Genomic DNA, 17,646 nt, shown 5'->3' with positions numbered 1-17,646 from the left:
GAGGCAGCATTCATGAGCTATGTGATGTATAACGAATCCATCATCCCAAAAGAGGAAGCCGCTATTTCATTTGACGACCGCGGCTATTATTTCGGCGACGGTATTTATGAAGTAATCCGGGTATATAACGGGAAATTATTCCTCCAGGAAGGTCATCTTGAGCGTTTTCAGGACAGTGCCTCTAAACTTGACCTGGCAGTTCCCTATTCCCCCGATACTATGAAATCGCTTCTCCGCCGGTTGATTGATAAAAACGGGCTTACCACGGGCTATATTTACTTTCAGCTGACCAGAGGAATCCAGGCCCGGGATCATTTGTATGAACGCGGCAATGCGCCTGTATTAACCGGTTTTACAAAAGCGGCCGAAGTGCCGTTTGCTAAGCAGTCCGACGGTATTGATGTGTACGCCACTGAAGACATCCGCTGGCTTCGCTGTGACATAAAGACCATTAACCTGCTCGGAAACGTCCTTGCCAAACGGGCCGCAGAGGACCACCACTGCGCAGAGGCCCTCCAGCACCGCGGAGACGTTATTACGGAAGGCTCTTCCACTAACGCCTTTATTGTTAAAGATGAAACGATTATTACCCATCCGCAGAGCAATTATATTCTCGAAGGTATCACTAAACGCTATGTGCTTCAGCTTGCAAAGCAGCTGAATATTCCCGTTGAACAACGTCCGTTTACTATCGGGGAGGCCCAGGAGGCTGACGAAATGTTTATGACGAGCACTTCGATTGAAATTGTGCCTGTGCGGTCCATTCAGGGCTCATTTGAAGCCGGATACGGAGACTCTCCCGTAACGAGAGAGCTGCTTGGAGAATTCCGACGGGAGGTAGAACTATTCGAAGCAGGGGATACCCAGCCGCTTGTCACCTATAACTGAGTATTTATATGCGTAATCAACAAAAGACCGCTCCGGAGCGGTCTTTTGTATTTTTATTTCGTGATTTATGCACTGTATCAGCGCCTGAAATTCCATTCCTCTGACTGGTAGCGCTCTGCGGCCAGCTGCTGCACCTCTTGTTCCTGGTCGGTTGTCAGCTCATATTCTTCAAGGCCGGCATTCAGACCGTCGGCAAATCCTTCCTTAAATGCTTCGCGCAGATCGCCAAGGGTAAATGGTGTATCCGTCAGCTCATTAATTGCTACAGCTTTATTTTTAAAGGTTTTCTGCATTCTTTCCCGCACGCGCTCGCTCGGATATTTAAACAAATCGAACAATTTATCCTCATCAAGATCCAGAATAATCGAACCGTGCTGAAGGATAACGCCGCGCTGTCTCGTCTGGGCACTCCCCGCAATTTTCCGGTCCTCCACCACCAGCTCATACCACGATGAGGCATCAAAACAATTAGCCGAACGGGGATTTTTCAAAGAATCCTCTTCTTCCTTCGTTTTCGGCACGGAAAAATAAGCATCCAGGCCGAGCTTTAAAAATCCCTGCAGAATCCCTTCCGACAGTACGCGGTAGGCTTCTGTCACCGTTTCCGGCATTTCGGGATGATCTTCTGACACGATGATGCTGTAGGTCAGCTCCTGATCATGCAAAACCGCCCGACCTCCCGTCGGCCGGCGCACAAAACCTACGCCGTGCTTTTCCACTGCATCCATATCAATATCTTTCTTCGCCTTTTGGAAGTAACCGACCGAAAGCGTAGGCGGATTCCAACCATAAAATCTGATTACCGGCGGAATCAGTCCTTCACTGTGCCATTGCAGCAGTTTTTCATCGAGCGCCATGTTATATGCTGGTGACTGATTGCCTGAATCTATAAAAAGCCAAGTATCTTTTGCCATTAATGTTCATCTCTCTTTCTCGATTTTTCCATTTCCATTGTAGCAGAGATCACTGCTTTCTATATATAAAAATGACAGCCCGTTAATTAGAAATCTAGCAAAGTACCAGGGTTATGCGTTATAATTAATCTGCAATCGACCCGGAAAGAGGTGAAATAATATATATGATATTTGAATGGCTATGGATAGTGCTTATTGCGGTATTAGTTTTTCTTATTGTACGACGGTTTGTCGGCCCGAAAGACTTAACTGCATTACCACAGGAAGATTTTATTAAAGGCTATCGCAAAGCCCAGCTTATCGATGTGCGTGAGCCGAAAGAATATGACGGCGGCCACATCCTCGGGGCCCGGAACATTCCTGTTTCCCAGATGAAGCAGCGGATGGTGGAGATCCGGGAAGACCAGCCTGTTTATTTATACTGCCAATCCGGCATGCGTTCAAAGCAAGCTGCAAAATTGATCAAAAAGCATAAGGGAAACCGGGATATCTATCACCTGAAAGGCGGATTCAAGCGTTGGACAGGTAAGATCAGCAAAAAGAAAAAAAGCGCATAATTAAAAGGAAGAGCTGGCATGCTCTTCCTTTTTTTATATCTTTGAAGTCCGCAAACCTCATCGATTTATTTATTTCATGGACTTGAGCGACGTTTCAGTATTATATGTCAGCACTGGCTTACGTGCTGCCAGCGTCTCGTCCAGCCTTCCGACTACGGTAGTGTGAGGCGCCTCCTGCACCATTTCCGGGTCTTCCTCTGCTTCTCTGGCAATCCCGATCATGGCGTCTGCGAACGCATCAAGCGTTTCTTTCGCTTCGGTTTCCGTCGGCTCGATCATCATGCACTCTTCGACGTTGATCGGAAAATAAATGGTCGGCGGATGGTAACCATAATCAAGCAGGCGTTTAGCCATATCGAGCGTACGTACGCCGAGCTTCTTCTGGCGGCGGCCCGAAATCACAAATTCGTGCTTGCAGTGACGGCCGTATGGGAGGTCAAAATACGGCTCAAGCCGTCTCATTAGATAATTGGCGTTTAATACAGCATACTCTGATACTCTTTTGAGTCCCTCTGCTCCCATCGTACGGATATACGTGTAGGCACGTACGTTAATGCCAAAGTTACCGTAATACGGCTTGACGCGGCCGATGGAATGCGGACGGTCTTTATCCCAGTAGTACTTATCATTTTCTTTTGCAAGCACCGGCCCCGGCAGATAAGGGATCAGCTCTTTTTTTACGCCAACCGGCCCGCTGCCGGGCCCACCGCCTCCGTGAGGGCCCGTGAATGTTTTATGCAGGTTCAGGTGAACGACATCAAATCCCATGTCCCCGGGTCTTGTGATGCCCATAATAGCATTGGAGTTCGCCCCATCATAATAGAGCCGGCCGCCAGCCTGATGGACCGTATCGGCCATTTCCATAATATCTTCCTCAAATAAACCGAGTGTATTCGGGTTCGTGAGCATGAGGGCAGCCGTTTTTTCGCTCGTTACTTCTTTTAAATGCTCAAGGTCCACCAGGCCGCGTGCATCGGTCCGGACCGTTACATGATCGAATCCTGCCACCGTTGCTGAAGCAGGGTTCGTTCCGTGCGCAGAGTCGGGCACGATTACTTCCGTGCGTCCCGTTTCTCCGTTCGCTTCGTGAAGCGCCCGGATCAGCATCAAACCGGTCCACTCTCCCTGGGCACCGGCCGCCGGCTGCAGCGTCACTTCATCCATACCGGTTATTTCAGCAAGCGCCTGCTGCAGGTCGTACATCATTTCGAGATTCCCCTGCACCTGTGCTTCCGGCTGGTACGGATGCGTCGCGGCAAAACCGGCCATGCGGGCCGTTTCTTCATTGATTTTCGGATTGTATTTCATCGTGCAGGACCCGAGCGGGTAAAAGCCCGAATCCACTCCGTAATTTCGATTCGAAAGCGCCGTATAATGTCTCATCAACTGCAGTTCAGATACTTCCGGCAGTGCCGGCTCTTCTTCCCGGATATTAGCCCCGGGCAAAATATCGCTCAGGCTTTGTTCAGGTATATTTGTCTCAGGAAGGGAATACGCTACCCTCCCTGGTTTGCTTTGTTCGAAAATTAACGGCTGGTTAGGCTGTTTCATGTACAAGCACCTCCAAATGTTTGGCAAATGTTTCCAGCTGCTCTCTTGTGCGAAGTTCAGTCACACATACGAGCATCTGGCCTTTTTTATCCGCCGACACTTCACCTAAATCATACCCGCCGATGATCCCCTGCCTGAATAGCTGTTCATTCACTTCTGCCACTGGACGGCCGAGGTCAACCACAAATTCATTAAACGATGGTGCCTCATGGACAAGCTCAATGCCTTTTTGTTTGAGCAGCTGTTTAAAGAAATGAGCACTTTTAACATTTCTTTCTGCCGTTTCCTTCAGCCCTTTTTTACCGAGAGCCGTCATTGCGACAGAAGCAGCCAGCGCGTTCAGAGCCTGGTTTGAACAAATGTTGGATGTCGCTTTATCCCGGCGGATATGCTGCTCTCTTGCCTGCAGCGTCAGTACATAACCCCGGCTTCCGTCTTCATCCTCCGTCTGTCCGACAAGACGCCCGGGGACCTTCCGAATATGCTTTTTAGTGGTGGCAAAAAATCCGCAGTGCGGTCCGCCAAACTGCATTGGAATACCAAGCGGCTGAGCGTCTCCTGCCACAATATCCGCTCCGAAACTTCCCGGCGGCGTCAGGACGCCGAGCGCAAGGGGATTTGCCGACACAATCATCAGCGAGTTTTCTTTATCGGCTGCCTGCCTTACAGCAGCTAAATCTTCAATAGTACCGTAAAAGTTTGGGTACTGCACAATCACTCCTGCGGTATCAGCATCAATCATGTCTTCAAGCTTAGCCATGTCCGTATGCCCGTCCTTTTCGGGAACGATTTTCACTGTAAGTCCGGGCCCGGCAGCGTATGTGCTCAATACATCGAGCGCTTCAGGGTGAACCGTTCCAGAGACGACGATGGTACGGCGCCTCCCCCTGTTTTCACTTGCGGCCATCAGTGCTGCTTCTGCGAGCGCTGTCGGTCCGTCATACATAGACGAATTAGCGATATCCATTCCCGTAAGTTCACTGATCATCGTTTGAAATTCAAAGATTGCCTGCAGCTCGCCCTGCGAAATCTCCGGCTGGTACGGAGTATATGCCGTGTAAAATTCCGAGCGCCGGAGCACATGATCGACGACTGTCGGTATATAATGCTCGTACACCCCTGCCCCGAGATAGGAGACGCAGTCCTGCACGCTGGTATTTCTGTTACTGAGGCGCTTCATTTCCTTTAGAAGATCCGTTTCGCCAAGAGCCTTCGGCAGATTCATTTCTTTGGAAAAGCGAATATTTTCCGGTACGTCCTCAAACAATTCACCGATCGAATCCACACCGATCGTTTTAAGCATTTCTTCTTTATCCTCGCCGGTTACCGGCAGATAGCGATAATCCATTCTGGTGCCTCCTCTGTTTATTTTTCCCGTTTATAAAAGGGCACAGCTGCCACTTTTGCGCGTTTGGCTTTACCCCGCACATCCACTTCGACAGCCTGACCGAGATTCGTCCATCCAATATTCAGAAGTGCAAGTCCCACATTTGCTTTCAGCGTCGGCGACTGAGTGCCCGTAGTTACCCAGCCGATTTCCTTTCCGTCATCATTGTGTACCATGTAACCCGGGCGCGGAATTGCTTTATCAACCATTTCGATCCCGACAAGTTTACGTTTTAATCCCGCTTCTTTTTGTTTTTTTAAAGCTTCTTTACCAATGAAATTATCTTCCTGCTTCAGCTTTACGCAAAAGCCGATGCCTGCTTCAAGCGGCGTAATATTTGCGCTCAGCTCCTGGCCGTAGAGCGGCAGCTTCGCTTCAAACCTCAGGGTGTCTCTAGCGCCGAGACCGCATGGAATGAGTCCTTCGGATTCTCCTGCTTCCATGATCGTCTCCCAGCAGCGGATGGCCTCTTCAGCCTGGCAGTATAATTCAAAGCCGTCTTCTCCGGTATAGCCGGTTCTTGAGATGATAATATTTTCCGCTTCTCCGACTGAAGCACCGGCAGCAAAACGAAATGGCAGAATCTCTGCAAGAGAAGCATCGGTTACTTTCTGCAGCACCGTTTCTGCCACCGGGCCCTGTACAGCGATTAGTGCAGTTTCTTTCGAAATATCGGTAATACTTACGTTTTTCGTTACGTGGCGGCGAAGCCATTCCTGATCTTTTTCAATGTTAGCTGCGTTCAAAACGAGCATGTATTTTTCTTTTTCGAGCTGGTACACGAGCAGATCGTCAACCGTACCTCCATCTTCATAACACATGGCGGTATAAAGTGCTTTTCCGGGTTCTGCATTTTTTATGTTGTTTGTGAGCATATACTGCAGAAATTCAGCAGCACCCTCTCCTTCTACGATCGCCTCACCCATATGGGAAACATCGAACAGACCAGCCTTTGTACGAACCGCCTCGTGTTCGTCTTTGATGCCGGAAAACTGAACAGCCATTTCCCATCCGCCAAAATCGACGGTTTTTGCTCCGTGTTTTTCATATACCGGATACAGGGGTGTTCGTTTTAATTCTGCCAAGAAAATCACCTCATCATTATTTTCTGAAAAATCAAAACAAGAAAAAGCATAAAAAAGACAGAACTCCATAAGATATGGAAGCTCTGTCCTATAACCAGAAAGTTTCTCCTTTCCGTCGTACGGAAAGAGTGTCTTCGTGGGTGGCTTCTAAAAGAAGCGCTCTCCAGAGGAGCGTCCAGTAAGAGTCTGTTTGCCTGAGAGATTCACCTGTTACGGCTTGCTCCTTCGGCGCTGCCTGGCAGTCTCTCCCCTTACCATCATCCGCGCATTATATGTACATCTTTATTTGCTCATATTCTATCACTAATTCAGATAAAAACCAATGCTGAAAAAAATTAACCCGAACATTTCCGATAAATTGTACTGCATCATTCGTTTATCACTTTGGATCAATCATTTCTTCTCACTGTAATATTGTTTATACTAAAATCAGCATAAAAATTGGAGGGAAACTATGAACTGGAAACAGCTTCCACTGGGACCACTGCAGACAAACTGCTATGTTCTGTACGATAATGATAAAAACGCCGTAATTATTGATCCGGCCGGGGATGCCGATAAACTGCTCACCTATCTTCAGGAAAACGAGATGCGTCCTGTTGTCATTCTGTTAACACACGCCCATTTTGATCATATCGGTGCGCTTGATGCCGTGCGGGAAGCCTACAATATCCCTGTTTATCTTCATGAGCATGAAAGGGACTGGCCTGGGGACGCCCAAAAAAACGGCTCCGGACGCATGATGCCGGAGGCTGCGTTTACTGCAAAGCCCGCGGATCACCTTCTGCAGTCCGAAGGAACGCTTCAATTCGGCAGCTTTGAATTCCAATGGCTTCATACACCGGGCCATTCGCCGGGAAGTGTTTCCTATTGGCATAAAGAAACCAACACAGTCTTCTCCGGCGATGTATTGTTTTCAGGTGGTGTTGGACGTACTGACCTTTACGGAGGCGACATGGATACTCTGCTAGCCTCTATTCACGAGCAGCTGCTTGAACTCCCGGAAAATACAATAGTAGCCTGCGGCCACGGCCCCTTCACCGATATCGAAGCCGAAATGGATTCCAACCCGTTCATTAATGGGTTTGGCGCATAAAAATAAAGACCTCTGATTTAAAATTAGAGGTCTTTTAATATCTTAATACAGTAAATGAAATTATTTATGCATTCCCGCCCAGTTTCAGACGGTTAGTATTTTAATCGTTTGCTTCGATCCATTGATACACATGCTCGCGCAGATCCTCTTCGGTTTCACCACCTTCAGCAGGGTGGTCTGCTTCGGCCATCGGCTTCACTGTGTACTGATCCTCAGGGCCCGGTACAACCTGGGTAAAATCAACGTTAGGCTCTGTAATCTTCACGTCTTCGCCGTCTTTTTCCACATCGAATGTAGCAATACCGCCTGTATCGGTATATTCCTGATCCTGACCGGAGTAGAAATTGCCGAGAGAATAATAAACAAGCGTTTCATTTCCTTCTTCACCCTCCACCCATTCCATCGGCTGAAGCACGTGAGGGTGATGACCAATAACTACGTCCACTTCCTGGTCTGCAAGAAATTGGGCCAGCTCTTTTTGTTCTTCATTCGGAAGGCGCTCGTATTCATTTCCCCAGTGCATATTGACGACTACGATGTCCGCGTCATCTCTCATCGCTTCGACATCTTCCTGTATTTGTTCTTTATCAATTTTCTGCACGACATATTCATGCCCCTCCGGCACCTCGATGCCGTTCAGCCCGTATGTATAGGAAAGCACCCCCATGTCTACGTCCTTCACATTTACAATACGCTGCCGCTCTGCATCTTCCTCGTCCTTATAGATTCCTACGTAACCCATACCTGTCTGCTCATAATGATTAATCGCATTGTTTACAGCCTCCATTCCACGGTCAAGCGTATGGTTATTGGCTCCGGAGAGCATGTCCACTCCGGCATCCTGAAGGTCGTCTACAATTGCATATGGACTGTTAAAGGAAGGATAAGCCGATAAACCAAGCTCCTCGCCGCCGGGTATTGATTCCTGGTTCACAATCGTGTAATCCGGTTCTTCAAGCATCGGAGCAACTGCCTTCAGCGCCGGAGTGAAATCGTACTCCCCGTCTTCTTCCATTCTTTTATATACACGCCCGTGCAGCAAAACGTCTCCCGCCGCGCCAATCGTAATGCTTTCATCTTCCTGCTTCTGATTTTTGGAATCTTCTTCTGTCTGTGCTTCTGAATTTTCATTCTGCGCCTCCGAGGCTTCATTCTGTGTCTCAGAATTTTCATTTTCCCCGGCGCTGCTGCAGCCACTCAAAAGGAAAATCCCGCACGTCAATCCATAATACAATTTTCGCATGACATCCTCTTTTCTTTTAAATAGAATTCCTAGTCTAAATATACTATAAGTTTACTAATATATTCATTGGAATTGAAGAGGTTTTCATGTATTTTTTATGTCTGCCGGGGCGAAATATTTCTTTTTCCACATACAGCCAGCGTCCCCAGGACACCCGCAAGCGGTACGATTACCCACCATTCCTGATAAAGCAGAGGGTAAGAAAAATTCTTCGAGGTTATTGGGAATAAAAACTGAGTACCGTTTCCCAGAAAGTCAATCAGCATGGAGCCGACGGCCAGCGTAAAAAATGAAGCTGTCCAGGCTTTTGGGAATCCTCCCCCGAGCACGTGGCGGACAACCGGAGCGAACGCTGCCGCAATAAATGGCACCGTCAGCAGCGTATGAAAAATATAATTACCAAACAGCTTCGGGATATCAGGCACAATCACCATCACACCGAATGCCATCACCTTCAAGCGTTGTGAAACAATTAAATCCGGATTTCCGTAAAATATATACATTACTGCCGCGCCGGTCAGCAGATGCAGCAGTGTACTCGGTACATGTTCAATCAATATTTCAATCACAGGCCGTTCCTTCTTTCTGCTGGAGATGATTATTTTATTCACGGTTTTCTATTCTCATAAACTTCCTTCAAAACGCTATAAACGGCTGGGTTGAATGAGGCAGCTTTCGGGGTATGGAAAGAAAAGCAGCAAACTATTGTCAGGAGGAATTTTATAATGACCCTCGTAGAAAAACCGTCCGCGCTAAACCGGGCGCGAAAGAAAAAAGCCCCTGCCATGAAGGCAGAAGGCGAATTTGCAAGCCAGCTCAAAGCTATTCTCATTTTTCAGCAAATCGATAAGCAGACCGCTGACAAAATGGACAACAGCTTCCGGCCGAAAAAAACGATTTACGCTCTCACTGGAGAAAAGTTGAGTATGAAAGATATTGCGTTTGTAATCAAATTGAAAGGCTTTAACGGCCTTTACCGTTTATTTTCCGCTTACAAGACTGTTTGTCACACAAACGACCTCGGGGAGCCGGTGATTGTCTTTCAGCGGCGTCCTTAGCCTGCCTGCTAAGAAAGAAGTTACTACCGTTTTTCATTTTCCTGGAAGTACGCTCTGCTTCCAACGGTTTCTGTAGACAAAACATCATCGGCTTCCATATACTATTAGTAGGCAAAATATACAGGTATTTTTGACTCATTACATATTACAGAGGAGTGGATGGTTTGACAAAAGCACCGTTTCGCGCAGAACACGTAGGAAGCTTTCTCCGTCCGGAGCGACTCAAAAAAGCCCGCCAGCAGTACACAGAGGGAGAGTTAAGCGCCAGGGCGCTATGGGACATTGAAAATGAAGAAATTGCTGCTCTTGTTGAAAAACAAAAAGAAGCTGGTCTTCCGGTCGTAACAGATGGTGAATTCCGCCGCGCATGGTTCCATCTCGATTTTATGCAGGAGGTCGAAGGGGCAGAATTTATTAAATTGGACCATGGGCTTGTATTCAGCGACAATACGGAAACAAAAGCCGAGGGGGTTAAAGTTGTTAATAAATTAGCCTTCAGCGACCACCCTGTTGTCCGCGAGTACGAATTTCTGCACAGCCTGAAAGGGGAGCACGCCGCCCGCGTGACAGTTCCAAGTCCGAGCATGTTTATTTTCCGGACTGTAACCGAAGAAGAAAAAAATGTCTATCAGTCGGAAGCTGAGCTGTTTTCAGACCTCGTGCAGGTGTACAAGGATACGATACAGGCTCTTTACAAGGCTGGCTGCCGCCACCTTCAGTTTGATGATACAACCTGGTCTTTATTTCTCGGAGCTGAAAAGGATAAGGACCTCGTACTTTCCGGCGGCCTGCTTGAAGCACGAGGCCTGGACCCGAAAGAAACGCTGGAAATGTTTGTAAACACTGTCAATGAAGCGATCGCTGATAAACCTGAAGATATGCGGATATATATGCATGTCTGCCGCGGCAACTACAAGTCCACCTATGCATCCAGCGGCAGCTACGACGCCGTTTCAGAATATATGTTCAGTAAATTAAACGTCGACGCCCTCCTGCTGGAATTTGATGACGAGCGCTCCGGAGGCTTTGAGCCTTTAAAGTATGTGAACCGCAGCGATCTTCAGGTAGTTCTCGGTTTAATCACTTCAAAATTCCCTGAACTTGAGGATACGGATTTAATTAAATCCAGACTGCAGGAAGCAGAAAAATATGTACCACTTGAACAACTTGGTTTAAGCCCTCAATGCGGCTTTGCTTCTACCGAAGAAGGCAATATCCTCACTGAAGAAGAGCAATGGGCGAAAGTTCGCCACGTTGTTTCTCTTGCCGAAGACGTCTGGCAATAAGCATTCGGAAAAAGAAGCCGGCGTTTCCCGGCTTCTTTTTTAACAGGTGCGTATGACAATATTTCTTATCAAAGCACCCGGGTACGTAAATCTTTTCTGGCATTTAAGCCAGTCCCAATATTATAATTTCAGTAAGTATAAAAAAGGTGGAAGATAAAATGGTTATGGAAAGAGACATGGAATCAATCAGGAAGCTTTTGATTGATCTGAAAGAGCAAAAGCCCGGATTCAGCCTCACATCTAAAAACGAAGAAACCGATTATTATATGTATCTGCTCACCGATGGAGGCCTGATCGAGGCTACCCGGCATAAAACCTTGAGTAAGCAGGTGACAAGCTACCATAATATTAAAATTACATTTGCCGGCCATGATTTCATCGATGTTGCCGAAGACGACAATATTTGGAACAGAACAAAGGAAAAAGCCATGGAAAAAGGATGGTCGATGTCAAATATCCCTCTGACTGTCCTGACAGATTTACTTAAAATCACTCTTTATCAGCATTTAAGCAACGACTGACGCACAACTAATTTCTCACGATTTATGTTTTTCCACATAGCTTTCTGCAGGCCTCCTGATGATTCAGGGGGTTTTTTGTTGTACTGCCGGAGTGTTTTCTCTCCGCCCTGTCCCTTTTTTCTTCTGCAGCATATTTTGGCTTTACTGATTTTTATAGATTAGTTCATTCCTCATGAAAAATCAAAATTAGGTTATTTTTCTCACGTTTTTCATTTGTAATATTACATTCATTTTTTCACTGAAATCTTAAGTTCAATTGCCCTGAAACCCTTTATTTATAAGCTTTTTATAAATATTACACATAATTTCTCATATATTTCATAAAGCTTAATCTTGTTACGTTTGCATTACATTCGTCCTATTCGCTTGAAAGTTCTTCTCCTGCGAGTTAAATTTACAAACGTGCGATAGGTTATTTCAAAATATACGCATCCTATACTAATTCGTTTATGTCCATTCACCCTTAATGCTTACTAAATAAAAAAATTTTTATACTCTCCGAGGAGGAATTTTTCAACCATGATGAAATCTACGAAAGCTTCACATTGGATCGGCGGCGCAGTTCTTGGTACAGCTCTAGCTTTTGCAGCACCAGCGGTAAGTGACGCATCAGACAGCCTGCTAGTCCAGGGGGACTCCAATGACTCTGTATCCGAAGCCCAATCTGTACTCGATGATAAAGGATATTACGATTATGAAGTAGACGGGATTTTTGGTTCGATTACTGCAGCAGCTGTACGTGATTTTCAGGCTGATGAAGGTCTTACGGTCGACGGCATCATCGGGCCAAATACAAAAGCAGCGCTGTACGGAGAAAGCTCCAGCAGCTCAAGTGAAAACGATGTTGAAGAAAGCTCTGAAGCAGACGACAGTGATAATGAAGCAGTAGAATCTGCCTCCACTTCCGAAAGCAGCAGTTCTGAAGATACCTCCGGCGGAGAGTCCATGACAGTCGAAGCCACTGCTTATACAGCAGACTGCGCAGGCTGCAGCGGTATTACAGCTACCGGTGTAAACCTAAATACCAACCGCTATGCGAAAGTAATCGCTGTAGACCCTGACGTTATTCCACTTGGCTCTGAAGTACAAATTGAAGGTATGGGTACTTATACCGCAGCGGATACCGGCGGAGCGATAAACGGAAACCGTATTGACGTTCACGTTCCAAGCAAGTCCGAAGCTTATTCCTTCGGCCGCCGAAGCGTGGAAGTAACTGTAATAGATTAATCTACTTATAAGCTTTATAAATATAGAGCCGCCTTACCATTTTGATGGAAAGGCGGCTCTATTGTATTTACTCGTTTACCACTTAGTATATGGTAGAAATTTGCCGTTCAATGTGACAACCACCCGGTCTCCTTTTGGGTCTTCCTCGCGTTCTACATCCATTTTAAAATCGATGGCGCTCATAATACCATCACCAAACTCCTCATGAATGATTTCCTTTAATGTCGTTCCGTATACCTGAGTAATTTCGTGAAAACGGTAAATAAGCGGGTCTGTTGGAACCCCTTCGCTTAAAGAACCTTTGTACGGTACAGCCATCAGTTCATGCTTGATTTCTTCATAAGGAACTTCGAGGTAGTTAATGAGCGCGTCTGCTTCTTTTTCGTCCATTGATGCCTGTCCCTGAATAACAGCAGCAACCCAGGTTTTATTGCGGCCCACAGCTTCAGCTAGATCCTGATAAGTAGCTCGCTTCCTGTTTTTTGCTTCTATCAGCTTGGCGGTGACTTCACTCATTTCCATTATTTTGTCCCCTTCCTTATTCTGTTCTCCTTCACTTTAACATGCAGCCATTCCTCTGATACATGCTTTTTGCCATCTTCTTTTAGACATCTTCCATTCCACCTGCTTTAACCCTAGTTCCAAAAGCTTATTTTTTATTCATTCGCTATCATTTTGTTTCAAAAAGATGCATGAAGGATATATGTATAGTTACCTGCATATTTTTATGCTGTTTTTAAAAGTGAATAAAACCTGCTTCAGCAGCAATGAGTTAGACCATTGGGAGCTAATCATAAGCTGAAAAGAAAAAGCCTGACAGCTGATTCTTTTTAGTTCCAGACATGCACCGGGTGCTTCTGTGACTAAAACAGATTATTTCTATTACCCCACGAAGGAGTGCTTGTTATGTCTTATTATTCTCCCTATATTGTTACGACTGTAGCTGACGCCAACTATGCAGAACACACAGCCGTTTCTTTTACCTCTCTGCTCACGAACACTACGATGCCGGAGAGAATCGAATTTCACATTATTGAAACCGGCTGGAGCAGCTATCAAAAGCAAATGCTCGAGCAGCTCGGAGCCCATTTTAAATCCCGTGTCGTTTTTCACGCCATCGACACAAACAAATATAAAAACCTTTTTCAGGCGAATCACAAATATTCTTATCATATTACCAATGCTGCCTATTACCGGTTGTCCATACCGTACTTGTTTACGGATGCAGACAAAGTATTGTATATCGACTGCGATACTATCATTCAGGAAGACATTACAATTTTATGGAAGATTCCTTTGCGGCGCCAGGTTATTGCTGCAGCAGAAAACTTCGGCGGATTTTACCGTAACGACGATTTGTTCATGCCGCCGGAAGCTAAATATTTCAATTCCGGCGTTATGATGATTCACGTGCCGAATTGGAAAAAACACCAGGTGACCGATCAGGTCGTACAGTTTATCCAAAAGCATGAGAGCCGGATGCTTTATCACGATCAGGACGGCTTAAACGCTGTGCTTTACAATCATTGGTTTGAGCTTCATCCTAAATGGAATACAATGACCGATATGTTTTTGAAGGCTGTGCCTGATACCCGTCAGGGGAAAAAGGTGATGAGCGCTGCCGAAAAGCCGGCTGTTATTCATTTTACCGGCCCGGAAAAACCCTGGCAGCCAAACACTAAACACCCTTTAAAGCATTTGTATCATGAATACGCTACCCAAAAAGATGAAATTGTCGTAAAGCCTACTTCCCTTTAATACCAGTGCCGCTCTTTTAATCAAAAGAGCGGCTTTATTTTGTTTCAGACTCCTTGCTGCTGCAGACAAATATTAAATAATTAATGTCTTTATCCACGTCCCAGATAATAAATGGATCGATCACTTCCCGCGGCATCCGTGTCAGTAAATCTGTTTCTTCGATGATACCTTTTACGAGGGAGGTTTTTGCTTCTTCCACTTTCTCTGCATATCCTTCTTCAAGAAGCTGGCGTTCTACCGGGGTCAATACATTCGTTCGTTCAATCAGCACTACACGGTGATTTAAAGGTTTTGTATTTACCGAAGCAGACAGACCTTCTTTGTTTTCTCCTGCTTTTTTTACGACGCTGTTTAATTCCTCCTGCCACTTTTCCACGATCCCGGATTCCGCAGGCGCATCAACTGTACCGAAAATTACTCCAGAGCGTTGATCGAGATTCCAGTTTGTATAAATATCAAGTATTTCCTTCCCTGTGACCGCTTCGAGTTCTGATTTTATATCTGCATAAAGAACGCTCATCAGCATCTCTCTCAATTCTTCCACTTTCCTGCCCTCATTTTTTTGGATTAAAATTTGTTCCATCGGTACCAAAAAATCACGGATATGGACACAAAAATAAGGCGGAGCCCACGTAGTATGTACTGAGATCGGACCTTTTCCAAAGCTTTCCCTCAAAACCTTTCCAATATATCCAGCTATCGCTGATTGTACTTCCTTTATTTCTGACATCACATTCTTCTCCTTTTCTTCCAAACCTCATTTTGTTTTGCTTTTGCTCTTGCGCGGTCTTCACAGAAGAAACGCAGGCTTATAAAAGCATAAAAAAAGCCACAGAGGAAAAATATCCTTTGTAGCTTACCGTTTAGCTCAACTGTCTAACGATCCTGCATCATTTACTGTGTATTAAATTTTACAGGGAGCCGCCAGAGACGACTCCCGGGGTTCATTTCCTGGCAGTGTAACGACTTATTTTCAGCCCTATTGTCTAAAAATTTCTATCGTTCATATAAAACATACATTATTTATTCATGTTTTACTTTACCTGTTTTGGACTAATTTTGCAATCCATTTGCTGCGGGGATCCTACAGAAGAAAAGCTGCAGCCAGTCCGCAGATAAACAACGGAATGTTGAAGTGTAGAAATGTTGGTACACATGTGTCCCATATATGATCATGGCGTCCATCGGCATTTAAGCCTGCAGTTGGACCTAGCGTACTGTCAGAAGCCGGTGAGCCTGCATCCCCAATCGCCCCCGCGGTGCCGATTAAAGCTGCAGTGGCAAGCGGAGAGAAGCCGAGCGTGGCACTCAGTGGCACAAACAACGCCGCAAGAATCGGAATCGTCCCGAATGAAGAGCCAATGCCCATGGTAATCAGCAGTCCAGTTAAAAGCATCACCAAAGCCCCGAGCATCTGGCTGCCTCCAAGAACGTCCGATGTAACTGTCACTAACTGCTCTACTGCTCCGGTCTCCTGCAGCACAGTTGCATAACCGGAGGCAAGCAGCATTACAAAGGCGATCATTCCCATCATGCGAACTCCATCGTTCACCGTCTGGTCGGCCTCTTTCACCGGAACGATCCGGAAGATAAACATAGCTGCAATACCCATCAATGCACCAATCACCAGGGACTCTGTCCATACCTGTACTAATAGCGCCAATACAATCGCTATCAGCGTTAACAGGTGCGACAGCTGAAATTTTTTCGTATCCTTCAGGGAAGCTTCTGCTTCCGTAACATCTATGCTTCCGGTGTTCATTTCTTTGTCTTTGCGGTACGTCACGAACACAGCTATCAGCAGACCGACCACCATTCCGCCTACTGGAATAATCATTGCCTGCCAGATCTGACCGAAATCAATATCCATGCCATTTTCGTTCATGCTTTCAAAAATAATATCGTGAAAAATTAACCCGTATCCTGCAGGAATCAGGATATACGGCGCCTTTAAGCCGAACGTCAAACTCACGGCCACGGCCCGCCGGTTGATTTTCATATGATCAAACAAATGCAGAAGCGGCGGTATAAGTATTGGAATAAAAGCAATATGTACCGGAATAAGGTTTTGTGATAAACATGCCACTCCGGCAATTGTCAGAAGCAAAGCAGCCCGTTTATTTTTTAACAGCTTTACCAGATTCGTCACTAAAAATCCTGTAATACCCGAATAGCCAATCATAACTGCAAAAACACCGAGCAGAATGTAGCTGAGAGCGGTGTCAGCCCTCCCGCCCATGCCGGATACGAGCATTTCAATGGTATCAGTGAATGACAGGCCGGCCAACAGTCCTGCCGCCACTGCTGCTCCCATCAGTGCCAGAATGACATTCAGCCGGAAGAGGCTGAGTACAATCAATACCAGGACTGAAACTATAACTGCGTACTCCACTTTGTTTCCCTCGTTTCTCTTCTTTTATCGTTTACGTACAACTATGTAAATTAAACGCACAAAGAAGATTTTAGCATAGATCCTTTAGTCTGCTCAAACTTTATCAGAGTAAAATGTTTTGCTTTATTTAAAATTCCCACTCGTAATGCGTCCATGCGCTTTTAGCTCCGCCGAGCGATTCGTAAAGTCTCCGTGCTTTTTTGTTGGTCCGGTCTGTTTCAAGCACCATGCCGGCAAAATCCTCCGACTGCACGTAAGAAAGGACAAATTCGAGAAGCTCTTTCCCGTAATGCTGTCCCTGGAATTCGGGAGAAATATACAGATCGTTTAAAATCGCTGTTTTTTTAACCTGAAGGGTGCTGAATGTCTGATATAAGGTAGCAAAACCGATCAAGTCGCCGTAATGTTCCACAATAAACTGGATGCCGATTTCCGGCTGGGCCAAAAGCTTTTTGATTAACGTTTTTAATTTGCTGATGCCGGGATCCGGATGCTCGTAATGATCCACAATATAAGTCTGCATGACTGCTGCTAGACTGGGAATGTCTTCTGCTTCTACGGTTCGTATTCTTATACTCATGACGGCCTCCTGCATAGTTCTATTACCTTGCGTATAATTGTTTTAACGCACTATATTTCATCTTATGGCACATGGAAACAGGATACAACCCTGAAAAAAAGCA

Annotated in this window: 18 protein-coding genes, 1 pseudogene and 2 riboswitches; of the genes and pseudogenes, 8 read left to right on the top strand and 11 right to left on the bottom strand. The window is 45.9% G+C overall.

Annotated features, from left to right (window positions below; genetic code table 11):
- Positions 1-12 precede the first annotated feature (12 nt).
- The gene (gene dat, locus ACTRXH_RS12835) at positions 13-888 is read left to right on the top strand and encodes a D-amino-acid transaminase (RefSeq protein WP_474261833.1); all 876 of its coding nucleotides are present in this window, start codon (positions 13-15) and stop codon (positions 886-888) included.
- Between the two features lie 77 nt (positions 889-965).
- On the opposite strand, the gene ACTRXH_RS12830 is transcribed toward dat, so the two are convergent.
- Positions 966-1,802, bottom strand: coding sequence for a lipoate--protein ligase family protein (locus ACTRXH_RS12830; RefSeq protein WP_474282472.1), 837 nt, complete (start codon positions 1,800-1,802; stop codon positions 966-968).
- A 164-nt stretch (positions 1,803-1,966) separates the two neighbouring features.
- On the opposite strand from ACTRXH_RS12830, the gene ACTRXH_RS12825 reads away from it, so the two are divergent.
- Positions 1,967-2,359: a rhodanese-like domain-containing protein gene (locus ACTRXH_RS12825; protein ID WP_474282470.1), complete on the top strand. Its 393-nt coding sequence runs from the start codon at positions 1,967-1,969 to the stop codon at positions 2,357-2,359.
- A 69-nt stretch (positions 2,360-2,428) separates the two neighbouring features.
- On the opposite strand, the gene gcvPB is transcribed toward ACTRXH_RS12825, so the two are convergent.
- From gcvPB to gcvT, 3 genes are read right to left on the bottom strand one after another with little or no spacing between them, the layout of a single operon-like run.
- Entirely contained in the window at positions 2,429-3,910 is a 1,482-nt protein-coding gene (gene gcvPB / locus ACTRXH_RS12820) for an aminomethyl-transferring glycine dehydrogenase subunit GcvPB (RefSeq protein WP_474282468.1), read from the bottom strand.
- Complete coding sequence (gene gcvPA / locus ACTRXH_RS12815) at positions 3,897-5,258, bottom strand: aminomethyl-transferring glycine dehydrogenase subunit GcvPA (RefSeq protein WP_474282466.1); 1,362 nt, start codon at positions 5,256-5,258, stop codon at positions 3,897-3,899. The genes gcvPB and gcvPA overlap by 14 nt, the downstream gene beginning before the upstream one ends.
- A gap of 17 nt (positions 5,259-5,275) precedes the next feature.
- Complete coding sequence (gcvT, locus tag ACTRXH_RS12810; RefSeq protein ID WP_474282464.1) at positions 5,276-6,382, bottom strand: glycine cleavage system aminomethyltransferase GcvT; 1,107 nt, start codon at positions 6,380-6,382, stop codon at positions 5,276-5,278.
- Between the two features lie 81 nt (positions 6,383-6,463).
- Positions 6,464-6,551, bottom strand: a riboswitch (glycine riboswitch).
- Positions 6,552-6,554: 3 nt separating this feature from the next.
- Positions 6,555-6,643, bottom strand: a riboswitch (glycine riboswitch).
- 193 nt (positions 6,644-6,836) lie between these two features.
- Between gcvT and ACTRXH_RS12805 the strand changes: the two genes are divergently transcribed.
- Positions 6,837-7,478 (top strand): MBL fold metallo-hydrolase, encoded by a 642-nt coding sequence (locus ACTRXH_RS12805; protein WP_474261826.1) that lies wholly within the window; start codon positions 6,837-6,839, stop codon positions 7,476-7,478.
- A gap of 100 nt (positions 7,479-7,578) precedes the next feature.
- Here ACTRXH_RS12805 and ACTRXH_RS12800 read toward each other — a convergent pair whose 3' ends face one another.
- Both ACTRXH_RS12800 and ACTRXH_RS12795 read right to left on the bottom strand, forming a co-directional pair.
- A complete protein-coding gene (locus ACTRXH_RS12800; RefSeq protein WP_474282462.1) occupies positions 7,579-8,721 on the bottom strand; it encodes a CapA family protein in 1,143 nt (380 codons plus the stop codon).
- Between the two features lie 95 nt (positions 8,722-8,816).
- Entirely contained in the window at positions 8,817-9,290 is a 474-nt protein-coding gene (locus ACTRXH_RS12795) for a hypothetical protein (RefSeq protein ID WP_474282460.1), read from the bottom strand.
- Positions 9,291-9,446: 156 nt separating this feature from the next.
- Between ACTRXH_RS12795 and ACTRXH_RS12790 the strand changes: the two genes are divergently transcribed.
- From ACTRXH_RS12790 to ACTRXH_RS12775, 4 genes are all read left to right on the top strand, one after another.
- Positions 9,447-9,779, top strand: coding sequence for a hypothetical protein (locus tag ACTRXH_RS12790; protein WP_474282458.1), 333 nt, complete (start codon positions 9,447-9,449; stop codon positions 9,777-9,779).
- Between the two features lie 155 nt (positions 9,780-9,934).
- Positions 9,935-11,065 carry a 5-methyltetrahydropteroyltriglutamate--homocysteine S-methyltransferase gene (locus ACTRXH_RS12785; protein ID WP_474282456.1) on the top strand — a complete coding sequence of 377 codons (1,131 nt, stop codon included), beginning with the start codon at positions 9,935-9,937 and terminating at the stop codon, positions 11,063-11,065.
- A gap of 158 nt (positions 11,066-11,223) precedes the next feature.
- Complete coding sequence (locus tag ACTRXH_RS12780) at positions 11,224-11,586, top strand: DUF2513 domain-containing protein (RefSeq protein ID WP_474282454.1); 363 nt, start codon at positions 11,224-11,226, stop codon at positions 11,584-11,586.
- 519 nt (positions 11,587-12,105) lie between these two features.
- Positions 12,106-12,813, top strand: coding sequence for a 3D domain-containing protein (locus tag ACTRXH_RS12775; protein ID WP_474282452.1), 708 nt, complete (start codon positions 12,106-12,108; stop codon positions 12,811-12,813).
- 75 nt (positions 12,814-12,888) lie between these two features.
- Here ACTRXH_RS12775 and cynS read toward each other — a convergent pair whose 3' ends face one another.
- Positions 12,889-13,335, bottom strand: a complete 447-nt coding sequence (cynS, locus tag ACTRXH_RS12770; protein WP_462867746.1) for a cyanase — start codon at positions 13,333-13,335, stop codon at positions 12,889-12,891.
- A 384-nt stretch (positions 13,336-13,719) separates the two neighbouring features.
- Between cynS and ACTRXH_RS12765 the strand changes: the two genes are divergently transcribed.
- The gene (locus ACTRXH_RS12765) at positions 13,720-14,571 is read left to right on the top strand and encodes a glycosyltransferase family 8 protein (RefSeq protein ID WP_474282450.1); all 852 of its coding nucleotides are present in this window, start codon (positions 13,720-13,722) and stop codon (positions 14,569-14,571) included.
- 34 nt (positions 14,572-14,605) lie between these two features.
- Here the strand turns inward: ACTRXH_RS12765 and ACTRXH_RS12760 are convergent, their stop codons facing one another.
- The 4 genes and pseudogenes from ACTRXH_RS12760 to ACTRXH_RS12745 form a co-directional block, all read right to left on the bottom strand.
- Positions 14,606-15,115, bottom strand: coding sequence for a Na-translocating system protein MpsC family protein (locus ACTRXH_RS12760; protein WP_474261878.1), 510 nt, complete (start codon positions 15,113-15,115; stop codon positions 14,606-14,608).
- Between the two features lie 99 nt (positions 15,116-15,214).
- Positions 15,215-15,301 (bottom strand): annotated as a pseudogene (locus ACTRXH_RS12755) (Na-translocating system protein MpsC family protein); the annotation flags it as partial.
- A gap of 354 nt (positions 15,302-15,655) precedes the next feature.
- Entirely contained in the window at positions 15,656-16,963 is a 1,308-nt protein-coding gene (locus ACTRXH_RS12750) for a Na+/H+ antiporter family protein (RefSeq protein ID WP_474282448.1), read from the bottom strand.
- A 127-nt stretch (positions 16,964-17,090) separates the two neighbouring features.
- A complete protein-coding gene (locus tag ACTRXH_RS12745; protein WP_474261818.1) occupies positions 17,091-17,543 on the bottom strand; it encodes an N-acetyltransferase family protein in 453 nt (150 codons plus the stop codon).
- Between the last annotated feature and the right edge of the window lie 103 nt (positions 17,544-17,646).

The organism is Marinococcus sp. LNHM5E3-2.1 (assembly GCF_056034365.1).
Note: the sequence above shows the minus strand (reverse complement) of the source record. Positions and strands in the feature narration are given on the sequence as shown.

Coding starts and splice junctions, on each gene's coding strand:
- dat (WP_474261833.1), top strand. CDS start 13: ATGAGCTATGTGATGTATAACGAATCCATCATCCCAAAAGAGGAAGCC.
- ACTRXH_RS12830 (WP_474282472.1), bottom strand. CDS start 1,802: ATGGCAAAAGATACTTGGCTTTTTATAGATTCAGGCAATCAGTCACCA.
- ACTRXH_RS12825 (WP_474282470.1), top strand. CDS start 1,967: ATGATATTTGAATGGCTATGGATAGTGCTTATTGCGGTATTAGTTTTT.
- gcvPB (WP_474282468.1), bottom strand. CDS start 3,910: ATGAAACAGCCTAACCAGCCGTTAATTTTCGAACAAAGCAAACCAGGG.
- gcvPA (WP_474282466.1), bottom strand. CDS start 5,258: ATGGATTATCGCTATCTGCCGGTAACCGGCGAGGATAAAGAAGAAATG.
- ACTRXH_RS12805 (WP_474261826.1), top strand. CDS start 6,837: ATGAACTGGAAACAGCTTCCACTGGGACCACTGCAGACAAACTGCTAT.
- ACTRXH_RS12800 (WP_474282462.1), bottom strand. CDS start 8,721: ATGCGAAAATTGTATTATGGATTGACGTGCGGGATTTTCCTTTTGAGT.
- ACTRXH_RS12790 (WP_474282458.1), top strand. CDS start 9,447: ATGACCCTCGTAGAAAAACCGTCCGCGCTAAACCGGGCGCGAAAGAAA.
- ACTRXH_RS12780 (WP_474282454.1), top strand. CDS start 11,224: ATGGTTATGGAAAGAGACATGGAATCAATCAGGAAGCTTTTGATTGAT.
- ACTRXH_RS12775 (WP_474282452.1), top strand. CDS start 12,106: ATGATGAAATCTACGAAAGCTTCACATTGGATCGGCGGCGCAGTTCTT.
- cynS (WP_462867746.1), bottom strand. CDS start 13,335: ATGGAAATGAGTGAAGTCACCGCCAAGCTGATAGAAGCAAAAAACAGG.
- ACTRXH_RS12765 (WP_474282450.1), top strand. CDS start 13,720: ATGTCTTATTATTCTCCCTATATTGTTACGACTGTAGCTGACGCCAAC.
- ACTRXH_RS12745 (WP_474261818.1), bottom strand. CDS start 17,543: ATGAGTATAAGAATACGAACCGTAGAAGCAGAAGACATTCCCAGTCTA.